Below are 20,246 nucleotides of genomic sequence, written 5' to 3' on the forward strand. Positions count from 1 at the left end.
TATCAGAAGAGATGGGAGATTGAATGAAGGGAAGAATAATCCTGGTCATCGGAACAATATTCATGTTCGCACTCCTCAGCGGAATTATCGGGTACATTACCATTGGCGGCCCAGACCTTGAAAGTGCCTACCATGAGGGTGGCGTGAAGATAACGCAGACGAGCATCGCCGGTGATGTGCCCCACACCGTTGAGGTAAGGAACATGGGTCAGAGACCTGTGAGGGTTAAAACAGGTACCATCCTCCTATCTGAAGCATCAGGGGACCTTGTAACCGCAAGCAGCACTGAGGTAGCCCCAGAGTCATCCTCAGAGGTCTTCGCATACTCCCTTGAACCCGAGAGGAGGACCATGAAAGGCGCCAGCCTTGAACCGGCAGGAACGGTACCATCACTCATGGAGGATGTGCTGTCATCATCAAACCCTGAAGACCCCCAGGACGCCTTCAGGACACAGCTAATGATCTGGGTCCTTTCAAGGGGGGATAAACTCAACATATACCGTGGAGAGGTCTACGCCACGGTGAAGGCAAGGGATATGAGGTTCTACCAGCTCAGGGACAACATAACAACTGTGAAATCAGAACTTGCATCAGAATACGGCCTTACAGAGGAACAGCTAGGTGAGGTGAACATCAACAGTCCACTTCTCAACAGGACCCAGAGTCCCTTCAAGCTTTTCTCCATGCTTGAGGGCCTCAGAAACCGGTTTGGAGCGATACCATGAAGACCTGCGCCATAATACCAGTCTCAAGGTTCACACATGCAAAGACACGGCTCTCCCCAACCCTTTCACCATCAGAGAGGGAGGGACTCCTGAAGGCCATGCTCATGGATGTTTCAGGGGCCCTGGCCAGACACGTGGACAGGGTCCTGGTTATAAGTGCAGATGAGGATGTCCTGGAGTACGCCTACAGCCTTGGACTTAAGATACTTGAGGAGGAGGGTGAGAGGGACCTCAACGGGGCCCTTGAACAGGCCATGGAGTTCTGCTTCCCGGAATTTGACAGGGTGATCATAACACCCTCAGATATACCCCTGATAGGTAAAGCAGATGTCGGCAACCTCCTGGATCAAGCGTCCCGCGCAGATGTTGTTATAGCACCTGCGAAGGGTGGCGGGACGAACACACTGATATTGAGGCCCTCTGCCATGAACCTGAGGTTCGGTGACTGCAGCTTCTTTGAGCACATACGTGAGGCGAGGGATAAGGGACTCAGTATCTCAGTCTATGACTCCTTCTACCTCTCCCTTGACGTCAACACCGCGGAGGACCTGGGTGAGATAATACTACACGGTGAGGGGACCCACACCAGGGAGTACCTCAGGAGGCTCAGCTTCACTGTTAAACCCTCCAGGGGCTCTGACAGGCTGGAGGTTTCAAGGTCGCCCTGAAGGAGGTGAAACCATGATGGCACTCTCAATCGCAGGCTTCGACCCTTCAGGGGGGGCGGGTATGCTTGCAGATATAAAGACCTTCTCTGCCCTGGGAGTCTACGGTGCAGGCGTCATAACCGCCCTGACAGCCCAGAACGTGGGGAGGGTCTCGGGTATAATGCCAGTAGCCCCCGAATTTGTGGAGGAACAGCTTGACCTTGTGATGGAGGACCTCCATGTTGTGCATGCAAAGACAGGAATGCTCTACAGTGCAGAGATAGTCGAGGCCGTTGCAGGTAAGGTGCGTGAATACGGCCTACAGGTTATTGTTGACCCTGTAATGGTGGCTGCATCAGGGGGTGAACTCTCAGAGGGGGACTTTGTGAGGGCCCTGAAGAGGCAGCTCCTCCCTGAGGCCCTCATCGTGACGCCAAATGTTGCTGAGGCAGAGAGACTCTCAGGTGTCTCCATAGGGACCCTCGATGATGCCATAAGGGCTGCCAGGGTCATAGGTGAACTCTGTGACGTCATAATCACCGGGGGCCACCTGGGTGGGAGGAGTGTGATACAGATTGATGGTGATGTGGAGGTACTTGAAGGGGAGCTCCTTGATAGCCGGAACACCCATGGAAGTGGATGCTCATTCTCAGCTGCAACGGCAGCATACCTTGAGAGGGGACTTGAACTGGTGGATGCCCTCAGGATGGCCGACGGCTTTGTGAGGGAAGCCATAAGGCACGGACACCATGGCACCCTCAATCAGTTCTGGATGTGTAACCTTCAGAATAATTTAGCCGCGAGATAAAATCTCCACTCTACTCCTTTAAATACTAAGAGTTAAGCAACTCTATCTCATTACAACAGAGATGCCACTCATTTAACTACTTGAAAGTTAAATGCTGAGGGTATAACAGGAAAAAGAATCTAATTATACCTTTCAGTAGCTGATAGTTAATCCTGGCTGATCCTTACTCTCTACCAAACCCACAGGAGTGGATTAATGGAATATAAAAAATTAAGGCATGTTAGAGGAGTTCATCCCGGAGGTCTATGGTATCCTCAAGTGATGGACCCGTGGATATTATGGTAACCGGGACACCAGTAGCGGATTCTATATCCTCAATGAAGCGCTTAACCTCTGCTGAAAGGTCTGAGTACTCCCTGACACGTTCACATTCAGGGTAAAGCCTGTCAACACAGGTTACAGCTATCTGTGTGGCGCCGTTGATCATGCAGGATTCGCGGGCCATCTCCATGTCAAAGAGACCTATCCTTCTCTTTCTACCTGTGACGGTACCATACTCCTCAAGGCCCATCTCCTCGGCCTCCTCCTGGCTGATCTCTGTTGGGAATGGACCCTCACCCACCCTTGTAATGTAGGATTTGAATACTGCTATGACCTCATCAACCCTTGTGGGTCCGATACCGACATCTGCAGCCGCGGTGCTTGCAGTTGTGTCCTTGCTTGTAACGTAGGGGTAGGTCCCGTAGTAGAGGGAGAGGCCGAAGCCCTGTGATCCCTCAACAAATACGTCCTCGCCCTCATCGAGGGCCTCATTGACCTCGAGGGGGACATCAGTGAGGAAGTCCCCAAGCTCCTCAACTTCCCGGGCGAGTTTCGCGGTCCTCATCACGCGGTCGGCGTTGGCTGGACCGCACCCGGTGCCTGTGCTCCCTATCTTCTTTGAGAGGTAACTGGATGACTGGTCCTGCTCCTTGTGCTTCCCCTCTATTATGGCGCACCTGTAGTCAACCCCTGTCCTGTCAGACACATTGTACTTTGAGAGGTACTCCATCTCATGGAGGAAGACCTCGGGGTCGACCAGGACCCCGGCCCCTATGAGGAGCCTTGCATCCTCATGGAAGAAGCCTGATGGGGTTAACCTGAGCCCGTACTTGTCTCCCCTGAACTCAACGGAGTGGCCCGCATTTGGCCCCACACCGGCCCTTGCGATTATTGATGGTTTGTCATTGTAACAGAGATATGTGATACATTTGCCTTTACCTTCGTCACCCCATCCTCCTCCAACTAAAACGGTGCATGTCATGGTGATTCTCCCTAAAATTTCTGCCTCTCATATATTAAGGGGTATCCAATAAAAGTTTTTCCCAACTTGATGTTCTAAGTTTTAATTCATGCCCTCCATGATTCACCTAAACAACCACCTAAGACTCTTCCAACCATTCTAAGTTTTAATCCATACACTATCCATGAGTCTTTAGCATGGAATGGAGAGTTCATGTAGGGGTTCTGTGATTTGGGAGGTCATGTCTTCTTCCTTATTATACGCTCAAAGAGCATTGGGGTTAGTTTCCTCTGGAGTGCTATCAGTACGTGCTGCTGCAGTGCCTCCTCCATGGTCTGGACGGTTATCCTGTCCTCACCCTTCCTTATTCTCACTGCCTGAGCTATCTGGGCGAGGTCCCTTGCATGGGCGAAGGTTGGCTGCATACCCTCTCCCCCCTCACCTATGGGCCTGTAGACATTTGCAAACCTCTCAAGCACCTCAGGGTCGTATTCCTCCCCCATTGATTCGAGGTTGCGCCTGAAGACCTCGACGATTTCCTCAACAGTCGGTTTTTCCAGCTGCACGTGGAGGGGTGCCCTCCTCAGGTGGGCCTCATCCATTATGGTTATTTCAAGGTTGGTTGAGAAGGCAGGTATGAAGTGGGTGTGGACGACTATGGGTGACCCCTTCACATAGATCATGTCCTTCTTGTTCTCAAGGGGGACTATCAGACGGTTCAGGAGGGCGTTATGGTCCTCCTTCTGTCTCCCGAGGTCGTCGATGAGGAGCACTCCCCCGTTGGCCTTTATGATGGGTGATGTTTCGTAGACGCCCTTGTTGGGGTCGTATCTGCTCTCAAGTTTATCGCTTGTGAGTTCGGAACCTGTGAATACGAATGGTGCGTATATCTTAACCCATCGTGGGTCCTCTGGCTGTTCAGGGCACATCCTGTGGAAGTCAGGGTCATAGAACTGTATGACCTGTTCACTGAACTCAACGTATCTTGGGATGACTATGGGTGGTAGAAGATCCGACATCCTGCTTGTTATGAAGGTCTTACCTGTACCGGGGGGTCCGTAGATGAAGAGCCCCTTACCGCCTATCGCCCCCTCTATCAGGGTCCTCTTTGCGCTTTCATTGCCAACCACATCCTTGAAGGCCTTATCTATAACCTCCTGGGGAATCTTTATGGGGAACCTGCCCTCAAGCTGTCTTCCCATGATCTCAAAGTAGGAGTTATAGCTCACAGGGGCCATGCCGATGTAGGGGTTCTCCTTCATGAGTTTATCGGCCTGTTTCTGGCCCTGTTTCTTGATTGTGTATGTCACGCTCGGGAAGAGGAATCCTCCGCCTGTTGGGGCGCAGAGTTCATCCTTCTCCATGTCCTTGAGGCATGCCTCCAGTATGTCGACATGGAGCCCGGTTATCTCATGGATCCTGTTGACCTGTATGCTTCCGTAGGTTGCTATGATCTTCAGAAGCAGATTTTTTATGAAGTTTGGTGATAGGTCTATCTCATCGAGTGTCTTTGGCTGTTTGAGCAGCTCAAAGAGTTCCTGCATCTTTTCATCATGGTAGTAATCCATTCAACCACTCCTCAAATAAGAATCTGTCTCTTGGATAATATAATAGGTTGGTTAACTTAAGTTTTGGTTCTTTATGCTCATGGAGTGGTGGATACTGGGTACATCAGAAAAAATTAACTGCGTTAAACTTCCATATTACGAAGTTATCCACCACAAGGTTCCCTGGAAGAGTGCTGTGGTCCATGAAGTACTCCGCTACCAAATACAGGAAGGTATTTTAGCGACCGTTAATATAAATAAGTGTGTTGGGTGGTCCAGATGCCCGGAAGGAAGCTAAAAACCCGCATGGACCCTGAAAGGGCCGATGATATCAGAGAAAAACCGAAAAATGTCAGAATCTCGGAACATGCATCATCTAGAAGTAGAGAGGGCCTCAGCGCCCCTGAGTTCATAGTGATCCTCCTCTTCTCTCCACTTGCTGGTCTAATAGGCTTCCTCGTCTGGCACGGTAAAAAACCACGAAAGGCAAGACAGTCCCTCACCATAGCGGCCTTCATGTTCCTGTTCTACATGATAATCTTCCTATTCTAACCAGGACCCCAGAGACACCAGCACACTCTTCTACATGATAATCTTTCTATTCTGGTGGCCCTCTAAAGGAAACTCCTTCCATCTCAAGAAGCCTGATTTTGAGTTTAACACCTCCCTGGTAGCCCCCTGGACTTCCATCACTTCCTATGACCCGGTGACAGGGTATCGCAAGCGGGAAGGGATTCCTTGAAAGCGCGCCTGCAGCGCTTCGTGGACTCCCACCAGCCCTCTCTGCAAGCTCAGAGTAGGTGAGGGTCGAGCCCCTGGGAATGGATGAGACCACATCAAGGACTCGCCGCTGATACTCTGTGCAAACCCCAAAATCAAGGAGTGATAAATCAAAATCGACTTCATATCCATCCAGGAACCTTCTAATTGAATCAAGGAACTGTCTCAGGGGCTCAGAAAGATTATTCCTGGAACCTTCCGGGTGCCTTCTCCCTTCAAGAAAAATTATGGTCCTTACCCGATCACCCAGTACCACGCCGATATCCGCCAGCTGATGCATAACAACATACATACACTTAAATGTTTCATCCTCATGAGTATTAAATGGGGAGTTATATGGATAGGAAGCTTAAAATATTCATAGCCACCATAATAATCATTTCAGCCATATCCCAGTTTTTACCCTTTAAAAATGACATTGTATCACTTATAAACGTTATAACAAACCTTGCAGCCTTCATGGGACTCTCATATGCCTGCATATACTCCAGGAAGGTTTACCCTCACCTGTACCTAACGCTCCTCCTCCTATCGGCTGCCCAGTTCTTCTCATTCCTCGGTGACTTCACCTGGTTCATACTTGAGAGCATATTATCATTGAACCCATTCTCATCAGTTGCAGACATCTTCTACCTCCTCTACTACCCCCTCTTTGCAGCCGGCATATTCACCATACCGGTCAGAAGATACTCTGATCTGAGATCCGCCACAGACCTCCTGATAATCCTCGTGGCCTTGGCATCCGCCGCCTGGGTATTCCTCATTAAACCGACGGTGCTTGGAGCTGGAAACTTCACAGAGGTCCTCGTATCAACACTCTATGTGCTGGGCGATCTCCTCATACTCTTCATGTTAATGGACCTCACCATAAACAAACTGGGACACCTGAAGTCACGGACCCTCTACATCTTCCTTGCAAGCATACTCATACTCCTCACAGCAGACATATCCTTCACATACCAGAGCCTGACCGGGATTTACACTGAAGGAACCCCCCAGGACCTCCTCTGGGCATTCAGTTACATCCTCCTCCTCATTGCAGTGAATGAATTCTTTAAGGAGGACTGGTCAAAGCCTTTATACGTCGAAAAGAGGATTTCAGCAGTCACATACCTGCCATATCTCTTCATAATCTTATTCTACTTTTTAACGGCATACAGCATAATTAAGACCGGCGCTGAAAACTCCATTGCACTATTAGCATCCCTTGGAGTCATCATCACCCTCTTTACCCTGAGACAGCACCTCTCAATCAAGGAGAACATGGCCCTCATCGATGAGGTTGAGAATGAAAGGAGAAGGGCCGAGAACTACCTTAACGTGGCTGGATCCCTCATAATGGTCCTCGATGAGAAGGACCGTGTTAAACTCATAAACAGGAGGGGCCTTGAAATCCTTGACTGTGAAGAAGGTGAAGTTACAGGAAAGAACTGGTTCATGAAATTTGTGCCCCCAGAGGATCGCGGGTGGCGTGAAAAACTGTACCATGAAAAAATCAGATCCGGCGAGAAGGGCTATCATCTTACCGGAGAGATACTAACATGCAGAGGTGATAGGAGAACAGTCTCATGGCACGTTGTATTCCTCAAGGAGGACGGGAAATTCATGGGCAGCATAATCTCCGGGGATGACGTCACAGAACTCCAGAGGGCCGCCCGGGCCCTTGAGATGAGTGAGATGAGATACAGGGAGATATTTGAACTCGCCCCTAGCCCGATAATATCGGTTGGTGATGATCTGATCATAAGGGACTGTAACCGGAGGGCTGAATCCGTTCTGGGCTACCGGAAAGGGGAGCTGCATGGAAGGAACCTGATGGACCTCATACACCCTGATGATGCAGGAGGGGAGCTTGAAGGGGAAAGAAGACTCCTGAAATCAAATGGAGATGTCATATACGCCGATATAGGGGTCGCCCGAGTTGGGGATGAACGTATAATCATAATCGAGGACCAGACAGAGATACGCAGATCACTCCATGAGAAGGAACTCCTCCTGCGGGAGATACACCCCAGGGTCAAGAACAACCTCCAGATAATATCGAGTCTCCTGAGCATACAGGAGCGCCAGCTGGATTCAGAGGAACTTGCAGAGGTCCTGAGGGAGAGCCGTGAGCGTATAAGGTCCATAGCCCTTGTCCATGAGCACCTATACCGCTCAACCAACCTCAGAACAATAAGGATCAGGGATTACATCAACAACATCCTATCAAAGCTGGGTCAGGGGCAGACACGAGGAGTTGATGTAAGGATAAGCTCAGATATAGAGGACCTTGAATTCAACCTTGAGACCAGTCTCCCCATTGGTCTCATGGTCAACGAGCTTGTGAGTAACTCCCTCAAACACTCAGGGGCAGATAACATAACCGTTACCCTCAGATCCCTCAACGGAAACTTTGAACTTACAGTATCAGATGATGGGATGGGCCTCAAATCACCGGAGGTCCTTGAGGAATCAGGGAGCATGGGATGGTACCTTATAAGGGCCCTGGCAGAACAGCTCGATGGTGAACTGGAACTGGAAACAGATGGTGGTCTGTCGGTAACTCTAAGGTTCAGGGAACTCGGTTACACAGAAAGGTACTGATGATGGGATAGATATGGAGTTAAGAATAACAGATAGTGTGCCTACTGCATCGCCAGGAATCTCCAGCCATGATACCCTCCGGATGATAAGGGACAGGATAGATGAATATGACAGCATAGACTATGTTTACATCCTTGAGGATGATATTCTGGAAGGCGTAGTATCAATCCGTGAGATCCTATCACATCATGGAAGAGTCGGTGACTTCATGGGTCGCGAGATAATATGCTTCAACCCGGAAGATGACCCATTTGATATACCCTACATGGCACTTTCACATGGAATTAAAGCCATTCCGGTTGTTGACGCTGAGGGCAGATTCAGGGGCGTGGTGACCCATGATGAAATCATGAGGATACTGAAGGTTGAGGCTGACAGGGACATGCTGCACTTCGGTGGGATCTTCCACCGGGTGGTTGATGAGAAGAGGAGCCCCGGAAACATGGTGAAGTCAAGGATCCCATGGCTCATCATAGGAGTCATCGGTGGTACCGTCACCGCCTCAATGATAGGAAGATTTGAGGACCTCCTATCCGGGTTCATAGCCCTCGCATCATTCATACCCGTGATGGTCTACATGAGCGACGCCGTGGGGACCCAGTCAGAGGCCCTCATAATAAGGAGGATAGCTGTTGACCCCTCAATGAATCACCTGCAGTACATAAGGAGTGAGTTCATGGTTGCAGCTGCAATAGGCGCCCTGGCATCTGCCTTCGCCGGTCTAATGGCGGGGGCGACCCGAATGAACCCTTCCCTTGGACTGATAGTCTTCATATCCATGTTCTTCAGCATAATATCGGCGGTTCTAATATCCACGGTCTCACCCCTCATCTTCAGGAGGATGGGGTATGACCCGGCGGTTGCAACAGGACCACTGGCAACCATACTGAGTGACTTCACAACCACACTCATATACCTTATGGTTGCCTCATCGCTCCTTTGAAGACATCCACCCTATGATTTCCACAGCCCAGAAAATATAAGGAGATAAACACATGGACCCTGAAGAGAAGATTGAGGAACTTGAGAACCAGCTAGCTGAGAGGGACAGGAAGATCCGGGAACTTGAACTGAAGCTCGCCGATTGTATGGGACGGGTCGATGAGCTCAGATCCGAAAAATCCGGGCTACAGGAGGAGGTTAACAGGCTGCAGGTTTTGAAGCTTGACCTGAAGCTCAGGGACTTCCAGGAACTGGAGGATGAGAATAACCGCCTGAAGCACCGGGTAGAGATAACCAAGGGCCTCCTCGACGAGGCAAGGGAGAAGCTCGAGATACTTGAAGATGTGGTGGAGGGGTTCCTGAACCAGAGCCTGCCCGAAAGGATCACCGGAAAGAAACCCGATGCACTCATACACTACAGAGATAGGTTCAGGGATAGCAGGTTCAACGATTTATAATATTTTAAACTGATCTCTTTAATTATCTCCTTTTCATGTTTCCATCAAAAAATGTATATCCATCACCTGACATATTATTATCACAGAATATGTTAGGAGTGATCATATGGAACCATATGGTAAGGGGGACGGTCGTGTAAGGTGGGTGACGCCTGAATGGCTGATGGAGAACATGGAGGATGTTGCCATAATAGACTGCCAGCCAAACATCCACGACTACATCCTCGAACACATACCCGGAGCAGTGTACCTCAACGAGGGCCTCTTCAGGGAGCCCCATGGCATGGCACCAGCGATGTACATCCCCGAGGGGGCAGTCGAGCTGATATTCCAGCAGGCAGGGATCGAGAATAAACCCACAGTGGTATACACAGGTACCGGCGGGGTTAAGGGCTGGGGTGATGGTCTCGAGCAGACCATGGTGGCCTACAGCCTTGCAAGGTTTGGCCATGAAAACATCCTTGTACTCAACGGCGGACTCGCAGAGTGGAAAAGGGCCGGTGGAGAATTAACAAAGGTATTCCCAGAGGTTGAGGAATCCAGCTTCTCTGCAGTGACACAGGAGGACTTCTACATAGAGTACCCTGAATTCAAAAGGATAAAGGACGATGAAGACGTTCTGGTGCTCGATGCAAGACCGGCAGAGGTCTATGAGGGACAGGGGCCCTGGATAAAACCGGGACACATACCTGGCGCAGTCAACCTGCCATGGGCTGGCCTCATGGACCCTGAAAACAGGACCCTGCTGAGGACAGAGGATGAGATACTTGAAGCTGTAAATGCGGTGGGCGCAACACCTGACAGGAAGATAATCTGCAGCTGCGGCACCGGCAGGGAGGCCACAAACGAGTTCCTCCTCTTCAAGTGGTACCTTGGATACCCTGATGTTAAAATATATGAGGGATCATTCACCGAGTGGACCCAGATAGAGGACAACCCCACAGTCACAGGTCCAGACCCGCGCTGATGACCCCTCAGTTTATTTATTTTTAAGATTCAGGAATTGCCTCCCTACCCAAACTCTGTTTTAAGCTCCGATCCTGCAAATAAGAGCACAGCGGTGGCTGCAGCCACGTTCAGAATCATGAGGAATATACCACCAGCAATACTGCCCTGTACAGGGAAGAGGAAGTATGAGAGGTTCCCTGTTGTGTGGATTATCATGGTGGCCAGTATACTTCCTGTGGAGTTGTAGACCCAGGTGTATATCACCGAGGCAGAGATTATAAGGATCATGAAGCTCCAGAAGGGGACCTGGGACTGGATGCTGCCCCCAATGAAGAAGAGGGGTATGTGCCAGAGCCCCCATATGAACCCTATTATCAGGGCTGCGTAAATCGGGGAGTACCTCCTCTGAAGGCGTGGCAGGGCATAGCCCCTCCACCCGAATTCCTCCTGGAGGGGCCCCCCCAGGAAGAATATGTAGAGGAACACCATTACGACCAGGAGAGGCTGGGAGGTCCAGTAGAGGTATGGCTGGGGGTCACCCCAGAGGACGCCCAGATATAGTGCCAGTGCAGTTATCAATGGGAAGAGGAGGAGGATGACCGGCCACCAGAGCCTGTGAAAGTCGTACTTAACACCCCTTCTGAGGAGTGCCACAAGTTCATCCCGGCCACCATACCTGTAGGTCAGAAGAACCGCTGCAAGTGTTGGCCCGAAGGCTGCAGGGTTGTAGGGGCTCATAAGAAAAGCCTCGATGGGCTGGGGAAAACTGAAGCCCGCAGAGATCATAGCTACAGGTATCCAGAGTATCCACGAGAATATAAATGCCACCATGAAAAAGTCTGATGTGCGATCATTCTCCATCATAACCACCAGAATCTTGCATCAGTGCGACTTAAGGGTGTTCCATGAAGTCACCCGGATCCTCAAGGGACAGGATGTACCTCATCTCACCCTCCATCACAATACACATGATAGGTTTCAGTGAGACTGCATTTATACCCTTTTCTATGAGTAGGAACCTAACCCTGAAGACTGGTATTAAAAACCTGCCCCCGGCATCCATAGCTGCGGCGGGACATGTACCCTCAATTATCCTCATAAACACCCACCAGCATCATATCAGTCATGAGAAACCCCTGAGGCCTGAGAGGAATTCCCTGAAGGTTCTCCTCCTGAGGAGCAGGAGAAATGTTAGAACTGGCTTCAGTGGCTTAACCTGAGTTCAGGGGCTCCATTCACATCCTCACATGAAAAGTCAGGTCTGGCCACTATTTCAACACCCCTCAACCCTGCGGTCGATGCTGAAATGGCCCAGAGGTAACCTGACCTCTGCAGTCCCTGCAACGTCATCCGAGCCAACATCAACACTGAGGTCCAGTCTCTGAAGGTTAATGGAATATAATGCTCTCTCTGCAAGATCCACAATATCCCTCTGGCCATTAGAGCCCTGCCAGATAGGTCGATTAGACGTTTAAACTCAAATTTATCCCCCTTCCCTTCAGCAGCGCCTTTAAATTTATTTCTGAATATCCCAAACCTCCAGAGGATAATCTGAAGTTCGAGGTCCATCTCCCTACCCTTCTTAGTGCCTGTGATGATCATGGTGTAGGGTGAAATGAAAAGGATAAGCAGAACCAGGAGAATCACTAAAGGGATGATGATCATGAACCTGTTATTCTTCCCTGCTTCGGCCCCTCCCCTATCTGAGATCTCCCTTATTATATCCGTGACTGTGGATCCAAGTTCCTGTATGACCCTTCCCTGCCTGACCTGAGGTCTATGAACCTTACACCATCCGGTCCCTCAACACCCTTAAGGAGAACTATGATTGCTATGGGTTCAACTCCAGCCCCGGCGGCTGCACCACTTCCAGCTCCCGTATCTGAGGTTGAAGCCCTTCCTTCACCCATACCCGCCCCCAATCCAACCCCCCCATCTTCATAGGGGGTATGAGTATCTTGTCCTCACTTTCAATGACCTCACCCCACAAGGTTCTTCACATCAAGGAGTTTGCGAAGCTCCTCAACGGTTGTTTTAATCGGCTCTTCAATTTTCATTTAAACCACATTAATATTTGGGATCGTTCAGTATATGCACTTTGCCGTTAAACATCCAAAAACATTTAAATGAAAGGACTCATATCCTCTATTAGATCTGGAGGCGGTAACATGAATTTAAAACTGTTTTCTTTAATTGCGGTGCTTCTTATTGCAGGCGTCGCTGGAGTCTACATCCTAAATGGAAATGGCAATGCAGATGGTAACACCAGCCAGGAAAATCTGGGAACCCATAAAACAGGAACCCATAAACCAGGTTCAGCCAGGATTGTCGCAACTCAAGAAGGACCTGAAACTGCAAAACCCGGCACAAATATCACACTGAAGTGTAAACTGAAAAACGATGGTGAGGGTCCCGCTAAAAATGTTAAGGTTCTTTCACAGGACTTCGAAAGGAGCTTCTCTGTTATAGGACCCGGTGAAGAGGTGGAATTCCAGGTTCAGCTTTACATACCCACAGAAGAGGTCAAGAGGGAATTCGGAGATGACGCAACCCTTGCAAACCCCTACTTTATAGGGGGCTTCGCTGTAACCTACAGGGATATGACCGGAAAACACAGCACAAACGCAAATAACCTGGAAATACCTCTGAAAACCTAGACAAAACACCGATTGTGCTAAAAATTTGAGGGGGATCTTCAGATCCCTCAATATCTGATTTAAATTATCATTCTGACCTTTTAACAGGGATCTGAACCTCTGTGAGGAGCTCAGACTCATCAACTTCCATTGGGCTGTTGAGGTAAACCTCTGTCACCGGCCCCGTGATCTCATAGCCATTCTCCATCGCATATTCCATGAGGGCGTGTATAACCGACCCCACCTCAGTGTATGGTCCCTCATGTAACGCTGCAATTACCCTGTGGGATGGTAAATTCTTTATCTTAACCCTTTCATCAGGTTCGGCCTCGCCTGCAATGGAAACACCTATCTCATAGAGGAGTTCCTCCTCAGCAACCTCATCGGGGTTGTTGTAGTATGTACCGTACACACGGCCTGTCATCTGGAGGCCCTTCTTAATCACCCATCCTGCAACCTCTGAAATGTACTCAGGTATACGTTCATAGCTTCCCCTGCACTCAATGTAGGCCACACGAACCCCTTCAACCATCTTCTCAGTTATCTCCATAAAAACCTCCCCACTAATTCTATCAACCTCAGGTGATAAAAATTTATCTAAATCACATTCTAACAAGGATCACACCAGCAACAACCATGATCAAGCCGGCGAGCCTGGTTGCATTTATGGTCTCATCCAGGAGGAGGGCCGCCACCATCACAGTGAAGATGGGGAAGGCTGCAACCACTGGGACAACAACAGAGGCATCCCCTGATTTGAGGGCATAGTAGTAGAATAGCTGCCCCAGGAGGGCCGCTGATATCCCGTCAAGGGCCAGGAAGAACCATCCCCTTGTACCTGCCTCTGAAAGCGCCTCGGCGCCCCCATTGAACATGACCCATATGAGCATGATCATGGTTATCACTGAACTTCTTATGGTGAGGGCAACACCGGGGTTAACCCCCTCAAGACCTATCTTGCTGAAGATTGGAGCAAGACCAAACATCAGAGCTGCAAGTAGCGCGAAGAGAAGGTAGTTCAAAACATCACCTCACCCTGATAATATTGAAGTCAGACCACTAAAAACCTACAACCCACCGGCCACTAAAACCTTATTTAAGTACGAAAAGAAATATAGACAGAATTAATCTGTGTGGTAAAATGATACTCATCGTCGGCGGAGCAGGATACATCGGCTCACATGTCAATAAATTTCTATCAGAGAGGGGATACGAGACCCTCATCCTCGATAACCTCACAAGGGGCCACAGGGACTTTGTTAAGTGGGGTGAATTCATAGAGGGTGATCTGGGTGATAGGAGACTCCTTGACAGGGTCCTTGAAACCCATGAGGTGGATGCAGTCATGCACTTTGCAGCATTCACTGATGTCGGTGAATCTGTCCTGAAACCCGGGATGTACTACCATAACAACGTCATAAACACCATAAACCTCCTGGATTCCATGGTGGATCATGGCGTAGGGAACTTCATATTCTCATCCACATGTGCAGTCTACGGGAACCCCATGGAGATACCAATAAGCGAGGAACACCCCCTCAACCCCATAAGCCCCTACGGCAGATCAAAGCTCATGGTTGAGGAGATACTGGGGGACTACAGGGAGGCCTATGACCTCAACTATGTCTCGCTCCGCTACTTCAATGCAGCCGGAGCAGACCCTGAAGGGGAGGTGGGGGAACTCCATAACCCCGAAACACACCTCATACCCATCGTCCTGGATGCTGCCATGGGCCTGAGGGATGAGGTGCGGATATTCGGTACAGACTACCAGACCCCTGACGGGACATGCATAAGGGACTACATCCATGTCATGGACCTGGCAGATGCCCACTGGAGGGCCCTCAGATACCTGGAGGGTGGAGAAGGCGGAGTTTTCAACCTTGGAAACGGGAACGGCTTCTCAGTCAGGGAGGTTATAGAGACCTGCAGGGAGGTCACAGGTGCCAGTATAATGGCTGTTGAGGATGATCGAAGACCCGGTGATCCGCCTGAACTCGTGGGTAGCGCCGAAAGGGCTAGAAGGATCCTTGGCTGGAGGCCGGAATTCACAGAACTTGAGGATATAATAGAAACTGCGTGGAAATGGCATTCAAGAATAAAAGAGGGAATATCATGATAACCGTCACAGGAGATATAACGGTTGACTGGATACAGTGGCCCTTTCGGGGAGACTCCGATGTCTCAGAGTTCAACTGGAAGGAACACCTCGGATTCAAGAGGAAGGCCCTTGAGGGCGGTGCACTCCTCACAGCAAGGATGCTGAAAAGCCTCACAGAGGTTAACCACCCATCACTGAGGGATAAGCCCCAGAACACTGACCCCTCAGAGTTCATACACTCATTCGCGGAGCTCAGACCCACAGGCGATGGTTATCACGTCAAGAAGTTCATGGGTTACACCGGCCCGGAGACTGGTCTTCCATCAATGCCCTTCAAGTTCAGGGAACGTGAATCCAGTATCATGGTAATTGATGATGCCGGGAACGGCTTCAGGGAGATGGAGGAGAAGTGGCCGTCCCAGCTTATGGATGGAGACCCCACCATCGTGCTCAAGATGTCCTCACCACTATTCAGGGGCAGCCTCTGGGAGCACCTCCTGGAGGAACATGGAAGGAACCTCATACTCATAATAACCGCTGATGACCTCAGGGAGCACGGTGCCAGCATAACAAGGAGGCTATCATGGGAGAGGACCGCAGAGGACTTCATGTGGCAGATGGAGAACAACAGATCACTCGAAGATCTCAGGGACCTCAACGTGGTGGTCCGCATAGGCCTCGAGGGCGCCATACATTACAACAGTGGGGATGCCAGGCTGTTCTACCACCCACAGCTCTTTGAGGGTAACCTTACAGAGAGGGCGCCTGGGAAAATGCAGGGATGTGGCTCTGCATTCACTGCAGGATTCACCGCGGCCCTTTCAGAGGGTAATGGGATGGATGAATGCATAAGGAGGGGTATGGCAGCCGCTGCCAGACTCCTTGAAATGGGCTTCTCATCCAAGCCCGACTACCCCGTGTCTGAGATATTCCGGAGTCCAGGTGAGGATGTGGGGGCTGTTGAAATACCCAAGCACCCCCGTGGGCTCTGGACAATCGCCAGTTCACCCCCCATATTTGACATAGAGGCTGTTTCAAGGTACATTGTGATAAACGGTTACAGTAGAAGGAAATGTCCTCTGCCCGTTGCCCACTTCGGTAAACTCATAACAGCAGACAGGAGAGAGATTGAGGGTTATCAGAGCATAAGGAACCTGATGATGGAGTACATGAAAAATGATAATCCTGAGAGGCCCCTGTGCATCGGGGTGTTCGGGCCCCCCGGTGCCGGCAAATCCTTCGCGGTGAGCCAGCTTGCTGCAAGTGTCGACCCTGAGAGAATAAAGCCACTCAACTTCAACATATCCCAGTTCAGGTGCGAGGATGATCTTATAGACGCATTTCACCAGATAAGAGACGCTGTACTTGAGGGTATGGTCCCCCAGGCGTTCTTCGATGAATTTGACTCCCCACTCGGCGAGAAAAAACTGGGCTGGATTAAGTACTTCCTTGCACCCATGCAGGACGGAGAGTTCAGGGAGGGTGACAGTATGCACCCCCTGGGCAAATCCATCCTGGTATTTGCAGGGGGTACGAGCAGCACCTTCCAGGAGTTTGAGTCACAGGACCCTGAGGTCCTGAGGGAGGCCAAGGTCAGGGACTTCATAAGCCGCCTCAGGGGATACGTGAACATAATAGGTCCAGACCCACAGCACAGACGCGATAAGTTTTTCATGCTACGCAGGGCAATACTCCTGAGATCCATGTTTGAGAGGAAGGCACCCCACCTCTTTGATACCGGCAGACGCCTCAGAATCGATGAGGGAGTGCTCAATGCATTCCTCATGATACCAGAATACAGACATGGTGTGAGGTCAATGGAGGCCATAGTTGATATGAGCATCCTCCAGGACGTCAGGAAGTTTGAAAAGGCATCGCTTCCCCCTGCAGTTCAGCTTGACCTCCACGTGGACGGTGAGCTATTCCACAGGATGGCAATGGATTAGGTGAGGTGCGGAGAGTATACCTCATGATGGTCAGCTTCGACGAAAGAGTCCATTAATGGATCAGGTGATATATTGGAGAGAAGAAGAATTCTAAGACCCGAGGACTACATTGACAGGCTAAAATATCTTAACAGGGTTGCTGATGAGTACGCCGAATCAGGTGATCTGAAGAAGACCGCTGACACCCTCTTCAGAATCGGGAGGGAGTACCACAGGATCAACAGGACTGATCTAGCCATTGAGAGTTACAGAAACGCCCTTGATCTCTACAGGGAGCTGGATGACCCCCGCGAGGCCGAAGCATCACTCTGCATGGGGAGGGCCTGTGAGGGTGAGGGTAAGCTGAAGAGGGCTGGATGGTTCTACAACCTTGCAGCATCAGGTTTCCGCAGAACAGGTGATCTTAAAAGGGAATCAGAAGCTATCCTGTACAGTGCAAGGATCCTTGAGAGGCTGGGAAAACACGATGAGGCCCTTGAGGCCTACAGGAGGTACAATGAGATCTGCCTGAGGCACAATGAAAAGATAAAGGTCCTTGTCGCATATTCGAAGATGAAGGAACTGGAGGAGGAACTCAGGGAAGAAATTTTGAGGTACAACACATCTGTGCTGCTCCTTTACCTCGCAATTCTCATCATCGCAGAGTATTCGACGACATTCATAAGCATGAAGCTGGGCCTCGTGATTCATGCCGGCCTGCTCTTTGCCCTCTTCATCCACTCTGCCATCTCAAAGAAGAAGATGAAGGTCCTCCTTGCTGCCATGATGATGCTGCCCCTAATAAGGATTGTTGGACTCTCAATGCCCCTTGCTGTTATCAAACACCTTTACTGGTATGTTATAATAGCCATCCCCCTATTCGCTGCATCCGCTGCCCTCATGCGGACACAGAACCTTGGAAGGGACGATGTTGGACTGAACCTTAAAAATCTGAAGTGGCAGCTGGCTGTTGCACTTACCGGTTTTCCCATGGGTTACACCGAGTACCAGATACTCAGACCCGAAGCACTCATACCATCACCCTCAGCTTCAAATCTGCTCTTGGGCTTTCTGGTCATGCTGATAGGGACCGGGCTGGCAGAGGAACTCCTCTTCAGGGGGATACTGCAGAGAAATGCTGAGGATGTTATGGGAAAACTTCCGGGTCTCCTGTATGCTTCATTCCTTTTCACAGCCCTCCACATTGGCTGGAAGTCCGGTTACGACCTTATATTTGTTTTCAGTGTCGCCATAATCTATGGTCTGGCGTTCCAGAGAACAAGGAGCATTTCTGGTATAACCATATCCCACGGGTTATCAAATTCCATCCTCTTCCTGGTAATGCCCTTCCTCTAATTTTTCATTGAACTTCAATAAAAAAGGAATTCATTGAATGATGAAATTAAATGTATCCATTTATGAGATCCCTCATATATTCAATGAGCTCAGACCTTATTTCATCATCCTTCATCGCAAATTCCAGGGATGTTTTAAGCCAGTCCACCCTGTTACCAATATCATAGGTCTTTCCCCTGAAAAGGCAGCCATAGGCCTCTTCAAGGCACCTCATGGCATCTGTGAGCTGTATCTCACCACCAAATCCTGGTGGAACCTCCCTTATGTGGTCGAATATTTCACTCTCAAGGACGTACCTGCCCATTATGGCAAGGTTTGAAGGCGCCTCATTTACAGGTGGCTTCTCAACCATATCCCTTATGCTGTAGATTCCCTCTGAGACCTCCTTGCCATCTATGATACCGTATCGCTCCACCTTATCCCTGGGGACCTCCTCCACCGCAATTGCAGATGCCCCGTACCTATCATAGATATCCATTAACTGGCGCGTGCATGGGACCCCTGATGAGGTTATGGTATCCCCCAGTAGAACAGCGAAGGCGTCCTCTCCGTCTATGTGTTTCCTTGCACAGTATATTGCATCCCCGAGGCCCTTCTGTTCCTTCTGCCTCACGAAGTAGATGTCGGCAAGGTCTGAGATGGCCTCAACCTCGTCAAGGTAATCCATCTTGTTGTTCTTCCTCAGGAAGTATTCGAGTTCAAAGGAACGGTCAAAGTGGTCCTCGATTGACCTCTTACCCTTACCTGTTATTATCAGTATATCATCTATGCCTGAGGCCACTGCCTCCTCAACAACGTACTGTATTGTTGGTTTGTCAAAGACCGGTAACATCTCCTTGGGCTGTGCCTTGGTTGCAGGCAGAAAACGGGTCCCAAGGCCAGCTGCTGGTATAACTGCCTTCATGAAAAACCTCCATTAATTTAAAAAAATAAAAAAAGTTTTAACCACCCGCTGCGAGAGTACATAGAACTGGAGGTGCTAGCTGTGTTATGGTAACCGTCCCATCTGCATTCACGGTTATAAGAAGCTCAACGTAAACTGATCTTATACCCTTGAGGAACTCAGCGCCCCTGGTGGGGTCCTGTGTAATGTTGATCTGGTTTGAAGTTATGGCAGATGCAGGGTAAAATGCGTGTGATGCCGTGAGAAGGTATGCATTTGCCTCTTCATCGATTTTATCCTGGCTGCCTCCATGTACAGTCATGTTGATGGTTGCGTTCCCTGTTTTGTTGGCATGTGGATCAATCCACATCTTCAGTGTAAAGGTTGTTCCAGCCGGTAATGATCCATTGTAGCCGAGTTCCTTTGAGAGGTCCACTGTAACCCTCCCATTTGGCTGTTCCCATGAATCCATGTATATGTTCGTGAGTGACCCATCAGCCTTTGATACGTTCTCTATAACCGCAACCGCATGCACCTGATGGTCAGCAGCATGGTTGTCCAATGCAAGAAGTGTTGCACCTGCTGCAGGGGGTGTGACTGTCTGTTTTCCCATCATGAGGGCCGCTACCCCTACTATGATGATTATAACCACTATGGCCAGTATTAAAGCATTTCTGTTCAT

Annotated in this window: 23 protein-coding genes; 12 read left to right on the forward strand and 11 right to left on the reverse strand. The window is 49.9% G+C overall.

Features of this window, described 5'->3' with window-relative positions:
- The first annotated feature begins 23 nt into the window (after positions 1-23).
- From DNK57_RS08610 to thiD, 3 genes are read left to right on the forward strand one after another with little or no spacing between them, the layout of a single operon-like run.
- A complete protein-coding gene (locus DNK57_RS08610; RefSeq protein WP_192962546.1) occupies positions 24-725 on the forward strand; it encodes a hypothetical protein in 702 nt (233 codons plus the stop codon).
- A complete protein-coding gene (gene cofC, locus DNK57_RS08615) occupies positions 722-1,393 on the forward strand; it encodes a 2-phospho-L-lactate guanylyltransferase (protein WP_192962547.1) in 672 nt (223 codons plus the stop codon). Before DNK57_RS08610 ends, cofC begins: the two co-directional genes overlap by 4 nt.
- Positions 1,394-1,406: 13 nt before the next feature.
- Positions 1,407-2,180 carry a bifunctional hydroxymethylpyrimidine kinase/phosphomethylpyrimidine kinase gene (gene thiD / locus DNK57_RS08620; protein WP_192962548.1) on the forward strand — a complete coding sequence of 258 codons (774 nt, stop codon included), beginning with the start codon at positions 1,407-1,409 and terminating at the stop codon, positions 2,178-2,180.
- Positions 2,181-2,400: 220 nt separating this feature from the next.
- Here thiD and DNK57_RS08625 read toward each other — a convergent pair whose 3' ends face one another.
- Positions 2,401-3,423 (reverse strand): adenylosuccinate synthetase, encoded by a 1,023-nt coding sequence (locus DNK57_RS08625; protein ID WP_192962549.1) that lies wholly within the window; start codon positions 3,421-3,423, stop codon positions 2,401-2,403.
- 218 nt (positions 3,424-3,641) lie between these two features.
- A complete protein-coding gene (locus DNK57_RS08630; RefSeq protein WP_192962550.1) occupies positions 3,642-4,970 on the reverse strand; it encodes an ATP-binding protein in 1,329 nt (442 codons plus the stop codon).
- A 258-nt stretch (positions 4,971-5,228) separates the two neighbouring features.
- On the opposite strand from DNK57_RS08630, the gene DNK57_RS08635 reads away from it, so the two are divergent.
- A complete protein-coding gene (locus tag DNK57_RS08635; protein ID WP_192962551.1) occupies positions 5,229-5,501 on the forward strand; it encodes a hypothetical protein in 273 nt (90 codons plus the stop codon).
- Between the two features lie 46 nt (positions 5,502-5,547).
- Here the strand turns inward: DNK57_RS08635 and DNK57_RS08640 are convergent, their stop codons facing one another.
- Entirely contained in the window at positions 5,548-6,021 is a 474-nt protein-coding gene (locus DNK57_RS08640) for a methylated-DNA--[protein]-cysteine S-methyltransferase (RefSeq protein WP_192962552.1), read from the reverse strand.
- A 44-nt stretch (positions 6,022-6,065) separates the two neighbouring features.
- On the opposite strand from DNK57_RS08640, the gene DNK57_RS08645 reads away from it, so the two are divergent.
- The 4 genes from DNK57_RS08645 to DNK57_RS08660 all read left to right on the forward strand — a co-directional run bounded on the left by DNK57_RS08645 (position 6,066) and on the right by DNK57_RS08660 (position 10,682).
- A complete protein-coding gene (locus tag DNK57_RS08645) occupies positions 6,066-8,315 on the forward strand; it encodes a histidine kinase dimerization/phosphoacceptor domain -containing protein (RefSeq protein ID WP_192962553.1) in 2,250 nt (749 codons plus the stop codon).
- Between the two features lie 13 nt (positions 8,316-8,328).
- On the forward strand, positions 8,329-9,258 hold the full coding sequence (locus DNK57_RS08650; protein ID WP_192962554.1) for a magnesium transporter: 930 nt from the start codon (positions 8,329-8,331) through the stop codon (positions 9,256-9,258).
- A 52-nt stretch (positions 9,259-9,310) separates the two neighbouring features.
- Positions 9,311-9,715 carry a hypothetical protein gene (locus tag DNK57_RS08655; protein ID WP_192962555.1) on the forward strand — a complete coding sequence of 135 codons (405 nt, stop codon included), beginning with the start codon at positions 9,311-9,313 and terminating at the stop codon, positions 9,713-9,715.
- Between the two features lie 106 nt (positions 9,716-9,821).
- On the forward strand, positions 9,822-10,682 hold the full coding sequence (locus tag DNK57_RS08660; protein WP_192962556.1) for a sulfurtransferase: 861 nt from the start codon (positions 9,822-9,824) through the stop codon (positions 10,680-10,682).
- A gap of 44 nt (positions 10,683-10,726) precedes the next feature.
- Here DNK57_RS08660 and DNK57_RS08665 read toward each other — a convergent pair whose 3' ends face one another.
- The 4 genes from DNK57_RS08665 to DNK57_RS08680 form a co-directional block, all read right to left on the reverse strand.
- A complete protein-coding gene (locus DNK57_RS08665; RefSeq protein WP_192962557.1) occupies positions 10,727-11,524 on the reverse strand; it encodes a type II CAAX endopeptidase family protein in 798 nt (265 codons plus the stop codon).
- 31 nt (positions 11,525-11,555) lie between these two features.
- Positions 11,556-11,762 (reverse strand): hypothetical protein, encoded by a 207-nt coding sequence (locus DNK57_RS08670; protein ID WP_226891238.1) that lies wholly within the window; start codon positions 11,760-11,762, stop codon positions 11,556-11,558.
- A 104-nt stretch (positions 11,763-11,866) separates the two neighbouring features.
- Complete coding sequence (locus tag DNK57_RS08675) at positions 11,867-12,310, reverse strand: hypothetical protein (protein ID WP_192962559.1); 444 nt, start codon at positions 12,308-12,310, stop codon at positions 11,867-11,869.
- Positions 12,311-12,381: 71 nt separating this feature from the next.
- Complete coding sequence (locus DNK57_RS08680; protein ID WP_192962560.1) at positions 12,382-12,585, reverse strand: spore germination protein GerW family protein; 204 nt, start codon at positions 12,583-12,585, stop codon at positions 12,382-12,384.
- 276 nt (positions 12,586-12,861) lie between these two features.
- Between DNK57_RS08680 and DNK57_RS08685 the strand changes: the two genes are divergently transcribed.
- Positions 12,862-13,320 carry a COG1361 family protein gene (locus tag DNK57_RS08685; protein WP_320056897.1) on the forward strand — a complete coding sequence of 153 codons (459 nt, stop codon included), beginning with the start codon at positions 12,862-12,864 and terminating at the stop codon, positions 13,318-13,320.
- Between the two features lie 67 nt (positions 13,321-13,387).
- Here the strand turns inward: DNK57_RS08685 and DNK57_RS08690 are convergent, their stop codons facing one another.
- On the reverse strand, positions 13,388-13,849 hold the full coding sequence (locus DNK57_RS08690; RefSeq protein WP_192962562.1) for an AraC family transcriptional regulator: 462 nt from the start codon (positions 13,847-13,849) through the stop codon (positions 13,388-13,390).
- A 52-nt stretch (positions 13,850-13,901) separates the two neighbouring features.
- Positions 13,902-14,321: an EamA family transporter gene (locus DNK57_RS08695; RefSeq protein ID WP_192962563.1), complete on the reverse strand. Its 420-nt coding sequence runs from the start codon at positions 14,319-14,321 to the stop codon at positions 13,902-13,904.
- Positions 14,322-14,440: 119 nt separating this feature from the next.
- On the opposite strand from DNK57_RS08695, the gene galE reads away from it, so the two are divergent.
- From galE to DNK57_RS08710, 3 genes are all read left to right on the forward strand, one after another.
- Positions 14,441-15,418 carry a UDP-glucose 4-epimerase GalE gene (galE, locus tag DNK57_RS08700; RefSeq protein ID WP_192962564.1) on the forward strand — a complete coding sequence of 326 codons (978 nt, stop codon included), beginning with the start codon at positions 14,441-14,443 and terminating at the stop codon, positions 15,416-15,418.
- Positions 15,415-17,346, forward strand: a complete 1,932-nt coding sequence (locus DNK57_RS08705; protein ID WP_192962565.1) for a hypothetical protein — start codon at positions 15,415-15,417, stop codon at positions 17,344-17,346. The genes galE and DNK57_RS08705 overlap by 4 nt, the downstream gene beginning before the upstream one ends.
- A 72-nt stretch (positions 17,347-17,418) precedes the next feature.
- Positions 17,419-18,681, forward strand: coding sequence for a CPBP family intramembrane glutamic endopeptidase (locus tag DNK57_RS08710; protein ID WP_192962566.1), 1,263 nt, complete (start codon positions 17,419-17,421; stop codon positions 18,679-18,681).
- 46 nt (positions 18,682-18,727) lie between these two features.
- On the opposite strand, the gene galU is transcribed toward DNK57_RS08710, so the two are convergent.
- Positions 18,728-19,585, reverse strand: coding sequence for a UTP--glucose-1-phosphate uridylyltransferase GalU (gene galU / locus DNK57_RS08715; RefSeq protein ID WP_192962567.1), 858 nt, complete (start codon positions 19,583-19,585; stop codon positions 18,728-18,730).
- Between the two features lie 37 nt (positions 19,586-19,622).
- Positions 19,623-20,246, reverse strand: a complete 624-nt coding sequence (locus DNK57_RS08720; RefSeq protein ID WP_192962569.1) for a hypothetical protein — start codon at positions 20,244-20,246, stop codon at positions 19,623-19,625.

This window comes from Methanothermobacter thermautotrophicus (genome assembly GCF_014889545.1).
GTDB classification, from domain to species: domain Archaea; phylum Methanobacteriota; class Methanobacteria; order Methanobacteriales; family Methanothermobacteraceae; genus Methanothermobacter; species Methanothermobacter thermautotrophicus_A.

Excerpts from the sequence above, each read along its gene's own strand:
- galU (WP_192962567.1), bottom strand. The coding sequence starts at position 19,585 with ATGAAGGCAGTTATACCAGCAGCTGGCCTTGGGACCCGTTTTCTGCCT.
- cofC (WP_192962547.1), top strand. The coding sequence starts at position 722 with ATGAAGACCTGCGCCATAATACCAGTCTCAAGGTTCACACATGCAAAG.
- DNK57_RS08670 (WP_226891238.1), bottom strand. The coding sequence starts at position 11,762 with ATGAGGATAATTGAGGGTACATGTCCCGCCGCAGCTATGGATGCCGGG.
- DNK57_RS08650 (WP_192962554.1), top strand. The coding sequence starts at position 8,329 with ATGGAGTTAAGAATAACAGATAGTGTGCCTACTGCATCGCCAGGAATC.
- DNK57_RS08635 (WP_192962551.1), top strand. The coding sequence starts at position 5,229 with ATGCCCGGAAGGAAGCTAAAAACCCGCATGGACCCTGAAAGGGCCGAT.
- DNK57_RS08630 (WP_192962550.1), bottom strand. The coding sequence starts at position 4,970 with ATGGATTACTACCATGATGAAAAGATGCAGGAACTCTTTGAGCTGCTC.
- DNK57_RS08705 (WP_192962565.1), top strand. The coding sequence starts at position 15,415 with ATGATAACCGTCACAGGAGATATAACGGTTGACTGGATACAGTGGCCC.
- DNK57_RS08660 (WP_192962556.1), top strand. The coding sequence starts at position 9,822 with ATGGAACCATATGGTAAGGGGGACGGTCGTGTAAGGTGGGTGACGCCT.
- DNK57_RS08640 (WP_192962552.1), bottom strand. The coding sequence starts at position 6,021 with ATGTATGTTGTTATGCATCAGCTGGCGGATATCGGCGTGGTACTGGGT.
- DNK57_RS08690 (WP_192962562.1), bottom strand. The coding sequence starts at position 13,849 with ATGGAGATAACTGAGAAGATGGTTGAAGGGGTTCGTGTGGCCTACATT.
- DNK57_RS08665 (WP_192962557.1), bottom strand. The coding sequence starts at position 11,524 with ATGGAGAATGATCGCACATCAGACTTTTTCATGGTGGCATTTATATTC.
- galE (WP_192962564.1), top strand. The coding sequence starts at position 14,441 with ATGATACTCATCGTCGGCGGAGCAGGATACATCGGCTCACATGTCAAT.
- DNK57_RS08655 (WP_192962555.1), top strand. The coding sequence starts at position 9,311 with ATGGACCCTGAAGAGAAGATTGAGGAACTTGAGAACCAGCTAGCTGAG.
- DNK57_RS08645 (WP_192962553.1), top strand. The coding sequence starts at position 6,066 with ATGGATAGGAAGCTTAAAATATTCATAGCCACCATAATAATCATTTCA.
- thiD (WP_192962548.1), top strand. The coding sequence starts at position 1,407 with ATGATGGCACTCTCAATCGCAGGCTTCGACCCTTCAGGGGGGGCGGGT.
- DNK57_RS08720 (WP_192962569.1), bottom strand. The coding sequence starts at position 20,246 with ATGAACAGAAATGCTTTAATACTGGCCATAGTGGTTATAATCATCATA.
- DNK57_RS08610 (WP_192962546.1), top strand. The coding sequence starts at position 24 with ATGAAGGGAAGAATAATCCTGGTCATCGGAACAATATTCATGTTCGCA.
- DNK57_RS08625 (WP_192962549.1), bottom strand. The coding sequence starts at position 3,423 with ATGACATGCACCGTTTTAGTTGGAGGAGGATGGGGTGACGAAGGTAAA.